This window comes from Chryseobacterium oncorhynchi (assembly GCF_002899895.1).
GTDB classification, from domain to species: domain Bacteria; phylum Bacteroidota; class Bacteroidia; order Flavobacteriales; family Weeksellaceae; genus Chryseobacterium; species Chryseobacterium oncorhynchi.
Window position 1 is genome coordinate 941267 of the sequence record NZ_PPEI02000001.1, and the last position, 12027, is coordinate 953293.

A 12027-nucleotide genomic window follows, 5' to 3' on the forward strand; every position below is an offset into this window, starting at 1 on the left:
CAAAATAAGTATGAAAAAAACGGATGTTGCTGTAATTGGCCTATCTTGTGTCTTTCCGGGGGCACAAGATGCCAATACTTTTTGGCAGAATATTGTCAATAAAGTAGACTCTACCCAATCGGCTCCGGCTGATAGGATAGATCCGGTACACTTTAGTGATGCCACCAACCCTGTCGATCGTTTCTATTGTAAACGAGGCGGGTTTATCCCTGACTATGAATTTGATCCCACAGCATTTGGAATATTACCACTCGCTGTAGAAGGAACAGAACCAGACCATTTATTAACCCTTGATTTAGTTCAGAAAGCATTGGAAGATGCAGGCGTATTTCAAAAGAATACTTCCCTTGAAAAAACAGGAATTATTATAGGTAAAGGAAACTATACCGGCCCTGGAGCTACCCGTGCCATAGAAATTGTAAGAACCGGAGAACAGATTTCCTCATTATTACAGGAATTACTGCCTCAGGTATCTTCTGCTGATATTGAAAAAGTAAAGCATGCTTTTCAGGAACGTAAAGGACGTTTCGCTGCCGATACTGCCATGGGACTGATTCCCAATCTGGTGGCTTCATTGGTAGCCAACCGCTTTGATCTGGGAGGCGTTGCCTTTACGGTAGATGCCGCTTGTGCCAGTGCCTTAATTGCCGTAGATCATGCTGTACAAGAACTTCAGCGAGGCCGTTCCGACATTATGATTGCTGGCGGTGTACATACAGGACAAAATGCTGCTTTCTGGAGCATCTTTGCCCAGTTGGGAGCCATGTCCCGTCAAGAAAAGATCAAGCCATTCAGTATGGATGCTGATGGATTATTGATTGGGGAAGGGTGTGGTTTTGTCGTTTTAAAACGACTGGAAGACGCCGTTCGTGATCAGGACAAGATCTACGCTGTTATTAAAGGCGTGGGAGTAAGCAGTGATGGGAACGGAACCAGTGTGATGAGTCCGTCCGTAAAAGGCCAACTGAAAGCTTTGGAGCAAGCCTGGATTAATGCTGATTTAGACAAAAATAAAGTCGGTTACCTTGAAGCTCATGGTACCGGAACTCCGCTTGGAGACAAAACGGAACTTCAAACCTTAGCACAGTTCTTTGGAAAAGAAGAAACTGCTCCGGTTGCAGGAATTGGGTCTGTAAAGTCCAATATCGGACATGCGATGCCCGCTGCAGGAATTGCAGGGTTGATTAAAACCTGTTTAGCATTACATCACGATACTTTGCCGCCAACATTATATTGTGAAAACCCAACTGCAGACATGCAGAACACAAGATTCAAACCTGTACAGGAAGCCAAAAACTGGTCAAAGACAGGACTTCCAAAAGTAGCAGCAGTGAATGCTTTCGGATTTGGAGGAATCAACGCACACGTTGTTTTGGAAGGCTATGATATGCCGAAAAAAGATCATGTATTGATATTGGCAAGACCTACCCATGAAGAATTATTGTCTGCATTACAAAATAATGAAACGACCATTGGTGAAGGAGATTTCAGGGTTGCGATATTTGATCCAACACCTGCAAGAATAGAAAAAGCACTTAAAATTGTCTCCAAGAACATCACTTGGAAAAACAAACAGGATATTTGGTACACCTCTGCCCCATTATTAAAAGATGGCGGTAAAGTTGCCTTTGTATTTCCGGGCTTAGATGGTCTGGCAAAAGGCGAAGTAGACAGCGTTAGCCGTTATTTCGGATTAACAGCGCCTATAGAAACTGAAGGTGAAGGACTTTTAACCGATGCTTTAAACATCTTCAACAACTGCAGTATCCTGGATAATTCTTTGAAAAAACTGGGAATCATCCCTGATATGAACGCAGGACACAGTTTAGGAGAATGGCTGGCAGGATATTCATCCGAGTTGGCAGAAGCCAATTCTGTAAAAGCACTTATTGATGTGCTGAATCCTGAAACATTTGAATTAAAAGACTCCAAATTCATTGCTATCGGAGCCGGAATTGATGTAGTACAACCTTTTATTGCTGAAATTTCAGATCTATATGTATCCAATGACAATTGCCCTAATCAGGTGATTCTTTGTGGCAGTAATGCTGCTTTGGATGAATTGGTACCTCAATTAAAATCAAAACAGATCTTCCATCAGGTTCTGCCTTTCCAATCCGGATTCCACTCTCCTTTTATCGCCGATAAACTGGATGTGATTCTTGCAGGAATGGAAAAAGCCCAGTTTCAGAAAACAAAGATCCCGTTATGGTCTGCAACAACACTGGAACCATATCCGGCAGATCAGGGAGCCATCAGAAAACTGAGCGCAGAGCATCTTGTTGAGCCTGTTCGTTTTCGCGAACTTACGGATAAATTATACGAAGAAGGGGCAAAAGTGTTCATTCAGGTGGGAACCGGAGGTTTAATTGGCTTCATTGATGATACCTTGAAAGGAAAAGCATTCAGCACCATTGCTGCCAGCGTTCCAACCCGTTCTGCACTGGCACAGTTACAACGTGTAGTAGCCTCATTATTTGTAGAAGGAAAAACGATAGCTCTTGATTTTCTGGAGATTCGGAATCATTCGAAAAGACCATCAGGAAAAGGCATTAAACTGGAGTTAGGCTCTCCTATTATCCGTAATTTTAAAGAAGTTAAAGCTTTAGCTCAGTCTTTTGATACGCCAAAACAATATACCGCAAACGCTTCAGCTATTGCCACAAAAAGCGGACATCCGCTGGTACAGGCATTTCAGGACAATGTTGCAGACATGATCCGTATGCAGGAAGAAGTCTTGACTTTATTCCAAAATCGTCCGGAAATAACCATCTCTCGTCCCGCTCAGGTTGCTCCTGCAGCACAACAGATCGCTCCAAAAGCACCAAGAAGTACAACTTTCTCGAAAGATATGTATGTGACCTTAGAAAGCCACCCTTATCTTATCGATCACAGCTTATTGAGACAGCCTAAAGGTTGGGCTCATGTAGCAGATATGGAACCGGTTATTCCGATGACGATGATCTTTGAGCAGCTTGCAGAAATTGCAGAAGCACAGATCCCAGGAACACTGGTTCATAAAATCATGAACGTAAGTGTATTCCAATGGATGAACGTGGCCAAGCCTTTTGAAAAAACAGTAAAAGGAGAATGGCGTTCCCAAAACCACGCTTATCTGGATATTGAGAACTTTGTGAATGCAGAAGTTGTATTAAAATCCTCTCCTGTTCCTACACTTTCTTTCAATCTTTCTATTGGAGATCTTTTACCTATTGAAAGAACACCTGAAGAAATCTATGATGCACACATGTTCCATGGTGATCAATACCAGGGAATCATTGAAGTTTCAGCAGTTGGAAATAAAGGAATCGTAGGTAAAATTAAAGGAAATGGCGGAAAAGGCTCTTTACTGGACAATGCAGGGCAATTATTCGGGCTTTGGCTTCAGCTTACATTAGTAAAAGACCGTATTGCATTCCCTGTAAAGATCAGAGACATTGAATTCTTCGGAGATATGCATGATCAGAAAGGTATTTTTGAATGTACCTGTATGCTTACAGAGCTTAATGATGAATTTGCCATCGCAGATATCATCCTTAAAAGAGACGGAAAAGTTTGGTGCGCCATTACAGGCTGGCAGAACAGAAGACTGGAGATTGATGCTGCTCTATGGAATGTTTCCATGTCACCATTGCACAACCGCCTTTCTGAAGAGATTGCTCCGGAAGTATTCTTCTTCCATCAGGCCTATACCAGAGTCGCTTCATGGGATTTTATCCTGAAAAGATATTTTAACCAGACGGAAAAACAGCATCATCAGCAATTGTTACCCAACAAAAAGAAAAACTGGATGGTAAGCCGTGTTGCCGTGAAAGATGCCGTAAGAAATCTTCTTCGTCAGGAAAAAAATCATGCCTGCTTCCCGATCACCTTTGAAATCCGTTCCGATGAAGTGGGGAAACCTTACCTCATCAGTGATTTTACAGAGGATATTCATATTTCTTTAGCTCACAAAGGAAAAGAAGCCGTGGGAATCGCGAGATATGGAAAATCTGTAGGAATCGATATGGAACTGATGGAAGAACGCAGCTCAGGATTCTATGATCTGGTATTTACGGACAACGAATTAGCCTTATTAAAAGACAGAGATCAGGCAGAATGGACCACCCGTTTCTGGGTAGCCAAGGAAGCTTACGGAAAGTTCTTGGGAACAGGACTGAAAGGAAATCCTAAAGCCTTTGAAGTCGAATTGATAAAAGACGATCACTTGTGGATCAACAACATTGAAATCAAAACTATTAAACATAAAAATTATATTATCGGATGGACACTGTAAACGCAACATTAAAAATGAACCACGAAGAACTTTTTACTTTATTAAAAGGTTTTATTACTGAAGTGATAGGTGCTGAATTTGTAGAAGAAATGGATATTACTCCTGAAAGTTCATTCACCAAAGATCTTGAAATGGACAGCATCGAGATTGTCTCTTTCTCTGAAAAGATCAAAGCGCATTTTGGCGATCAGATCGACTTTACAGGTTGGTTATCTTCTATGGATCTTGACCAACTAATCAATCTTGACCTTAGTATGATCATCAATTATATCTACGAATGCCAATAATCACTGTCAATAACAGACAAGTTCATATACAGGAACTCAACAAAGGAGCCGAACAAACCGTGGTACTGATCCACGGTATGTTCAGTAACCTGTCCATTTATTATTTTAATATTGCTCCCATTCTGGCGCAGCATTTCCATGTGGTCATGTACGATCTGAAAAGTCACGGTATGAGTGAGCGTTTCACGGATGGATATGATCTCGAAAATATGTCATCCGATCTGATTGGTTTAATGGATCATCTGCAACTGAAAAAGGTACATCTTGTTGGTTATAGTTTTGGAGGTTTAATTGCGTTAAAAACAGCATTACAATATCCCGACCGTGTCAATCAACTGGTGGTAATGGAAGCTCCGGATCCTCAGGACGAAAAAGCCCGTAACATCATTGATGAATACAGCAAGGAATTCCTTGAGCATTATGTGGCTAATTTTACAGATACTACCAAAGTCCAGATGGGCAAAAGACAAATGGAAAAGAACCATCGTATGTATGAGTTTCTGTTTAATCAAACCAGTATCAAAGCAGATATGATTAAGGAAAAGCATTTCCTTGATGAAGCTGATTTCAATGAATTAACAGCTTCCACATTATTGCTTTACGGTGCTGAGTCCAACTGCAGACCTACAGGAGAATGGCTGCAATCTCAAATCGGCTCGTCCGAACTTGAATTAATTCCCGGCGATCACAATATTCCGATTCAGGAACCTAACCTGATAGCGGAAACTATCGCTCAGTTTTTATCTAATATCTTAACGAAGAACCATGGCTAAATTTGCATTTATAGTTCCACCATTGACAGGACATGTCAATCCTACCCTAAGCATCGGTGCTACTCTGTTGGAAAGAGGACATGAAGTAGCCTGGATCAGCCTTGACCCGACTTTGGAGGCTAAATTACCTGCGGGAGGAAAATTATTACTGATCCAATACGATCAGACCGACGAAGAAAAGAAAGAAAGCGAACAATATCTTGATATTATTTCAAAAAAAGTAGTGTACGGAATCGACAGCGTCAAGTTCCTTTATGAAGAGGTTCTTATCCCATTGAACAGACATTGCTATAAAGGAATTGTTGCTTTATTAAAAACATACCAACCCGATTTGATCATTGGTGATCACCAGTTATTTGCAGCCCCGGTTGCCGCAAAAGCATTGGGAATCCCTTATGCCACTTCCGTTACCGCTCCGGCTGCCATTAAAATCATGAATGAGCTGCCTAAGGTACACGAATGGGAAGTAAATCAAATCGTTGCATTACAGGAAGAACTGGGAGTGAATGAAAAGCGTTCCCTTGCTACTTCTGACCTTTTAACCCTTGTTTTAACCTCTACGTATTTCTTTGGTGAAATGGAGGATCTACCCTCTCAGTATCAATTTACAGGTCCCGTTCTTACAGAGCGTCGTATCTCTTGTGAATTTGATTGGGATCGGTTAAAAAATGCTACCAACAAAAAGATTTTAGTAAGTATCGGAACCACTTTCGATCATGACCATAAAAAAGCATTCTTCCAAAAGGTAGTGGATGCATTTAAGGATGAAGATTTAACGGTTGTCGTGGTTTCAGATCCGCAACTTTTTGATCAGTGGCCGGATAACTTTATGGTGTATCAGCAGGTTCCTCAATTGGATCTGTTGCCTCATCTTGACGGGGTAGTTTGCCATGGCGGTCACAATACTGTTTCCGAAACATTATCCAATGGTATTCCTTTAGTGGTGATCCCTATTGCGTACGACCAGTCACATGTTGCAGGACGTGTGGTGCGTACAGAAGCAGGTGAGAGACTTAATTTCAACAGATTTAAAGCCAATCATTTAAGAGAAGCTGTACAACAGATTTTAAACAATCCGAGTTACCGTGAAGCTGCTCAAAAAGTAGGACAATCTTTTGTAGAAGCAGGAGGTGCAGCTACTGCAGCCCATTTATTGGAGCAGGCTATCTCAAAGGCTTCCAAACCTGAAAAACCATCTAAGTTTTTATTCGTTATTCCTCCATTCTTCGGACATGTAAGCCCTACGTTAAGCGTTGGAGCCAGCTTAATTGCCCGTGGCCACGAAGTAAAATGGTTTGGGATTACACCTTTAGACAACAAACATATTCCTGAGGGAGGTTCTTACTATTATCCTGAAGAAGACCTTATTCCGTATCAGGAAGAAATCGCCCGTATTTTAAAGAGACAGGATGACGGACCGGCATGCTCCGGACCTGAAGTGATGAAACTGGCACTGGAAGAAACCTATGTTCCTTTTGCCAAAATGATGATGCCGGGATTAACCAGACTGACAGAAAGCTGGATGCCTGATGTAATCGTGAACGACTGTATCACCTTTGGAGGTGCCTTATTTGCTCACAAACACAATATTCCTTGTGTAACCACAACTCCCGTTCCACCAGACGTAATGGGAGATACCGAAAAAAGTGCTCCTAAAATCTGGGAATGGCAGCAAAATCTAATCAAAGACTTACAAAAAGAAGTAGGAATTCATGAGGAAGGTATTTACATCCATTCTCATAAACTGAATATGGTTTTTACCTCACAAACCTTTGCCGGATTTGAAACCGTTCCTTCTCATATGAAGTTTGTCGGTCCAGTGAAAGGACGTCCAAACGATGCTCCATTTGACTGGGATAAACTGAATGCATCTACCACTCCAAAGATCTTTGTATCATTGGGAACATTATTGGTAGACATCAGAAAAGCTTTCTTTGAAAAGATCATTGCAGCATTTGCAGAACAGCCGGTTACCGTAATTGCCGCTACTCCACCGGAAATCTTTGAAGAATGGCCGGATAATTTTATTGTAAACAGCTTCGTCCCTCAATCCGCAGTAATGCAGCAAATGGACATGGTGATCTGCCACGGTGGATTCAATACTGTTAATGATACATTCCGTAATGGCTTACCAATGTTAATCACGCCTATTGCCTATGATCATTTTCATATTGCAAAATTAATTGAGCAGGCAGGCTGCGGAATCAGTATCCGATACAAAAGACTTCGTGTAGACGCCCTTCGTGAAACCGTTTTTGAATTATTGGAAAATCCTAAATACAGAGCCGCCGCTCAGGAAGTTCGTAATACATTCACGCTTGCCGGAGGAAATGACAAGGCGGTAGAACTGTTAGAAAATTTTGTACACGAACATTCAACATTAGCTTCAGTGTAGCCTATGAATCAACCTATAAAAAGAAGATTGCTATTTGGTGAACGTATGTTATTAGGGGACGGAACAGAACCTTTTAACGCGGTCATTCCTTTCAGACTGAGAGGTACCTTTGCATTAAAGGATATCCAGCAGGCTTTGGCCCAAATTCAGAAAAAGCATCCTTGGTTAAGAGCTCTTATCAACCATGATGAGAAAAATATCCCTTGGTTTGATGTTCCGGAGAAATCCCTTTCTATCCCGATTCGTATCGTGATTAGAAAAGGAGAAGACCACTGGAAAGAAGAATCCAAAAGAGAATGGCATACCTTATTTGATTATCAAAAACTTCCCCTTATCCGATTTGTATGGATCAAAGGGGAAGAAGTTTCCGATATGCTTTTTGCGTTCCACCACTGCTTATGCGATGGTGGTTCTGCAATGGCTTTCCTCCATGAGTTTTTAAAAGTGTTGGATAATTCGTCTGCAGATATTGGTGCAGAACAGCCTATCATGGGAATTCAGGATGTAGTGCCGGCTCATATTTTAAACAGCCGCAGACAAAAACTAAAAGCCAGATTTATTGGCCGACTGGCAGCTACAGCCATCAAATACATTCCTACAGGCAAGAAAACAGTTGATAGACAAGACGATTATCTGATCCATTGGAAAGTAGATGAAAAAGTAAGCCAGCAATTGATTTCCTATTGCAAATCCAATGAAGTGACCGTTAACACGTTCCTAAGTGCAGCTTTACTTCAGGCATTCAAAAAGGTAAAAGGCTCAGCAGCATTTAATAAAATTTCCTGTCCGGTAGACATCAGACGTTTTGCAACCCAGATCAAGAATGACCATATCTTCGCCTTTGGATTGATGATTGTGGTTTCTGCGAACGAAAAGATGAGCTTTCTGGAAAACCTGCGCTCCATGCAATCCTCTGTGGAACGTAAAACATCCAAACTCAATCCTTATATTACCATGATGGTGATGGAATCCGGACATGATGCTTTGACTAATTTCACCAAGCTCTTAAAGAACGGAAAATCTTCCAACGACTGCATGTTTTCCAATCTGGGACGCATTCAGATTCCTCATGAATATAAAGAGTTTACAGTGGATACCATTTTCAGTCCGTCTGTCATTGGACCATTGGGCAATACAACCACTCTGGTGGTTTCTACCTACCGCGGAAAAATGGACTTTTCCTTTGTAGGAAGTGAAGGATATTTACCTTATACCGAAGCAATGGCCATTCGGGACGAGGTGATGCAGATCATTAAAGTACAACTGGAATATATACCCGTATCATGATCAAAAGAAAACTAATGATGGTGGAAAGGATCATGTATGTAGATCCTGAAACCCCCGTAAATTGTGTATTTGCCGCTAAAATAAAAGGAGAAATTCCGGAGGAGAACTTTAAGACTGCTCTGGAAAAAATCCAGAAAAAGCATTCATTACTAAGAGTAGTTGTAGATACCAAAAGTGAAAAATATCCCTTTTTTATAGAAGAAAAGGATATTGCACCTATCCCACTCCGTATTGTAGAAAGAAAAACGGATCAGGACTGGCTTCTGGAATCTCAAAAGGAATGGAAAGTTTTGTTTGAAGATGAAAAGAAACCCCTTGCCCGAGTGGTTTGGGTGAAAGGACAAAATGTTTCTGAAATTTTTTGGGCAATCCCTCACTGCATCTCTGACGGAACAACAGGGGTGACCCTTATGCAGGAACTTCTCCAGCTTTTGGATGATCCCTCTTTTGAGCTACAGCCTTATCAGCCGTTCTCTTCAGTCAATGATTTTCTACCCCCGAATTTCAACGTAAAAAGTAAGAAATACAAAGCCAATCTATATCTCCTTTTTGCAAGATTCTTCTTTCTTCTCCAACGAAAAAGTAAAAAGAGAAATCTCGGACAAGACTATGTTCTTCACCGAAAACTAGACCCTGAAACCACCTCAAAAATCACTGAGAAATGTAAAACCAACGGAGTTTCTATACATGCTTTACTTTGTGCAGCGTTTATGCAGGCATTTCAGGAAGTAAAAGGTGCTGAGGCTAAGGGTAAAGTCATCAGTCCGGTAGATGTTCGTCATTTCATCCCAGAAATCAAGCAGGATCATTTATTTGCCTTTGCTCCAACTGTTGATCTGTCTTTAAAAAAGGGAAACTCTGATCTGATCAACAATGCGCGACAGATTAAAAACGATCTTATTCAGAAAATAAAGAAAATGGAAGCTCGAGAGCTTCTATGGATGGGAGAACAGATGCACCCGATTGTTGACCGTATGATTTCTATGCTGAAGTCAAGCAATGGCGGACATGATGTAACCCTCTCCAATATGGGTAAAATCAATATTCCAAGAGATTACAACAACTTCAGTGTTGAAACCATCTTCAGCCCAACGGTAGCATTCCCATGGCTGAACTCAAATACTTTGACGACGAGTACCTACAACCATCAGATGGATTTTATATTTTTGTCCAACGAAGACTTCCTGCCCAAAGCGGAAGCCGCTATCATAAAAGAGAAAGCCATTGCGCTTATGACCGCCACCGTATGAAATTGAAATTTAAGCCGAAGCCGCCCAAAAAGCTCAAAAAAACCACCCTCAAACGCTTTCTCATGAAGCGGACAATTTACTATGTCCTCCCGAATGTATTTTTTAATTTCATTATCGCTTATGCAAGTTTCAAGGAATTGGGGTACACCCATTTCTTTTCAGGAGAACAGAATTTAGCCCGTCTTACCTTACCTATGGCCTTATTTCTCCCTGTTGTTCTCACCATTGATATCCTCAAAAGAGTAACCGATGCCGCCGGACAAGGCGCCATTGAGTTTACCGTAGATGAACAGTTGAATATTAAAAAGCTAATGACCAAGCTGAGCATTCTACATGGTATCATTACCTGTTCTCTGGTATTAGCTATGCTTTTCTTAGGACAGTATAATTTCTCAAAGGATTATAAGCTGGATGCTACGGCAATGGCTGTGGTAGTGGGTGTATTAGCTGGGATTTTGTCTGTGGTGTTTGTGTATTTGCCGGTGTGGAGGTTGAGGAGATGGATGTGTAGGCGAGCGCAAACTGTAACTGTGGACTTAAACGCATAGTTTATTTTTGATACATCCATATCTTTGATAGTATCATATGATTTTATCAAAGATATGAAACCTCCCTATACTATTACAGACAACATTTTATTTTTAGTGGCTTCTATTTCTGAAAAAATAGGAGAAATCAATGCTTCCCATCTGTATAAACCTGTAACTGAATTAAGGAAAAAGAACAGGATTAAAACCATTCAGTCTTCCTTTTCAGTAAAAGGTCTTCAATAATTTCTTCCCGTTCCAGTCGTCCCCAAGGTCAAGAGCAAATCTTTCCTGCTTGATGCCCAGCATTTCCCTGGATCGTTTTACATGGCGCCGTTGATGTAAATTATAAGCATAGTCTTTATCTCACAAAATTGATACGTATCTTTAATTTCTCATTTCCCTCTTTATAATATCATTTTTTCCATTAAAAAGACAGAAAATAAAAACCTAATTATAGGGTTTCTATTTTCTAATGAACACATGTCGAAAATCTTATACTTTATTGGTTTTCTATACATTACACTTCCTATATTTGAAAACACTAACACTCAAAAACACAATATTATGGCACTAGACAATTTAATCAGTTTAAGCTTTTCAAAAAGTGACTTGGAAACCATTGACAAGGCCCTTCAGGACATCCAAACTGTACTTACAGGAAAAACAATCAACCTTACTCCCGACCAAAGACAACAGTATGGAAGAATTGCAGAGCAGAACAAACTTTTCGTGAACAAGGCAAAAAGCTATATGGAGCAATATGCGAATCTGGTTCCCTCATTTATCGACAAAGCAGAATTCGACAGGGATTATATCGCCAGAGAACAGATTGAGCAACGCTTACAGTTGTTTGACTCCCTCAATGAACAGTTTTCTGACACCAAGGTATTACTGGATCATGACAATTACCATAATGCCATCAGCTTTTACAGGAATGTAAGATTCCTTTCCGAAGAAAATGTTCCGGGAACCAATGTGATTTATGAAGACATGAAACAGTTCTTCGTAACCTCATCCCCATCCACTCCCCCCGAAGCTACACAACGCCCAGCAAACAACAGTGGCAGCCAGCCCGAATAAACATTGAGAATAATAATGATAACCAGAGCACGTGAAAACGTGCTTTTTTTTATGAAAACAAGCCCAGAACAGTCTGTAGACCGTTCTGAAGTCCCTCGAGAGACTTTTATAAGGGGCTGGAGGGACTTGCATAAGGGGTTAGAGCCACT

At 40.9% G+C, this 12027-nt stretch carries 9 protein-coding genes and 1 pseudogene; 9 read left to right on the plus strand and 1 reads right to left on the minus strand.

Features of this window, described 5'->3' with window-relative positions; all coding sequences use genetic code 11:
- Window positions 1–10 precede the first annotated feature (10 nt).
- The 8 genes from C1638_RS04235 (at window position 11) to C1638_RS04270 (ending at window position 11041) form a co-directional block, all read left to right on the plus strand.
- A complete protein-coding gene (locus C1638_RS04235; protein ID WP_109618484.1) occupies window positions 11–4276 on the plus strand; it encodes a type I polyketide synthase in 4266 nt (1421 codons plus the stop codon).
- Entirely contained in the window at window positions 4264–4563 is a 300-nt protein-coding gene (locus C1638_RS04240; protein ID WP_002977699.1) for an acyl carrier protein, read from the plus strand. Before C1638_RS04235 ends, C1638_RS04240 begins: the two co-directional genes overlap by 13 nt.
- Window positions 4554–5336 carry an alpha/beta fold hydrolase gene (locus tag C1638_RS04245; RefSeq protein ID WP_109618486.1) on the plus strand — a complete coding sequence of 261 codons (783 nt, stop codon included), beginning with the start codon at window positions 4554–4556 and terminating at the stop codon, window positions 5334–5336. Before C1638_RS04240 ends, C1638_RS04245 begins: the two co-directional genes overlap by 10 nt.
- Window positions 5329–7731: a glycosyltransferase gene (locus C1638_RS04250; protein WP_109618488.1), complete on the plus strand. Its 2403-nt coding sequence runs from the start codon at window positions 5329–5331 to the stop codon at window positions 7729–7731. The genes C1638_RS04245 and C1638_RS04250 overlap by 8 nt, the downstream gene beginning before the upstream one ends.
- Before the next feature lie 3 nt (window positions 7732–7734).
- Window positions 7735–9018 (plus strand): condensation domain-containing protein, encoded by a 1284-nt coding sequence (locus C1638_RS04255; RefSeq protein WP_109618490.1) that lies wholly within the window; start codon window positions 7735–7737, stop codon window positions 9016–9018.
- Window positions 9015–10268, plus strand: coding sequence for a condensation domain-containing protein (locus C1638_RS04260; protein WP_109618491.1), 1254 nt, complete (start codon window positions 9015–9017; stop codon window positions 10266–10268). The genes C1638_RS04255 and C1638_RS04260 overlap by 4 nt, the downstream gene beginning before the upstream one ends.
- 62 nt (window positions 10269–10330) lie before the next feature.
- Window positions 10331–10816, plus strand: coding sequence for a hypothetical protein (locus C1638_RS04265; RefSeq protein WP_228428023.1), 486 nt, complete (start codon window positions 10331–10333; stop codon window positions 10814–10816).
- Between the two features lie 54 nt (window positions 10817–10870).
- A complete protein-coding gene (locus C1638_RS04270) occupies window positions 10871–11041 on the plus strand; it encodes a hypothetical protein (protein ID WP_317047555.1) in 171 nt (56 codons plus the stop codon).
- On the opposite strand, the pseudogene C1638_RS22605 reads toward C1638_RS04270, so the two are convergent.
- Window positions 11039–11146, minus strand: a pseudogene (locus tag C1638_RS22605) (XRE family transcriptional regulator); the annotation flags it as partial. The gene C1638_RS04270 and the pseudogene C1638_RS22605 overlap by 3 nt on opposite strands.
- A 216-nt stretch (window positions 11147–11362) precedes the next feature.
- Here C1638_RS22605 and C1638_RS04280 point away from each other — a divergent pair.
- Complete coding sequence (locus C1638_RS04280; RefSeq protein WP_109618495.1) at window positions 11363–11878, plus strand: hypothetical protein; 516 nt, start codon at window positions 11363–11365, stop codon at window positions 11876–11878.
- Window positions 11879–12027: the final 149 nt, after the last annotated feature.

Coding starts and splice junctions, on each gene's coding strand:
- C1638_RS04235 (WP_109618484.1), top strand. CDS start 11: ATGAAAAAAACGGATGTTGCTGTAATTGGCCTATCTTGTGTCTTTCCG.
- C1638_RS04240 (WP_002977699.1), top strand. CDS start 4,264: ATGGACACTGTAAACGCAACATTAAAAATGAACCACGAAGAACTTTTT.
- C1638_RS04245 (WP_109618486.1), top strand. CDS start 4,554: ATGCCAATAATCACTGTCAATAACAGACAAGTTCATATACAGGAACTC.
- C1638_RS04250 (WP_109618488.1), top strand. CDS start 5,329: ATGGCTAAATTTGCATTTATAGTTCCACCATTGACAGGACATGTCAAT.
- C1638_RS04255 (WP_109618490.1), top strand. CDS start 7,735: ATGAATCAACCTATAAAAAGAAGATTGCTATTTGGTGAACGTATGTTA.
- C1638_RS04260 (WP_109618491.1), top strand. CDS start 9,015: ATGATCAAAAGAAAACTAATGATGGTGGAAAGGATCATGTATGTAGAT.
- C1638_RS04265 (WP_228428023.1), top strand. CDS start 10,331: ATGAAGCGGACAATTTACTATGTCCTCCCGAATGTATTTTTTAATTTC.
- C1638_RS04270 (WP_317047555.1), top strand. CDS start 10,871: ATGAAACCTCCCTATACTATTACAGACAACATTTTATTTTTAGTGGCT.
- C1638_RS04280 (WP_109618495.1), top strand. CDS start 11,363: ATGGCACTAGACAATTTAATCAGTTTAAGCTTTTCAAAAAGTGACTTG.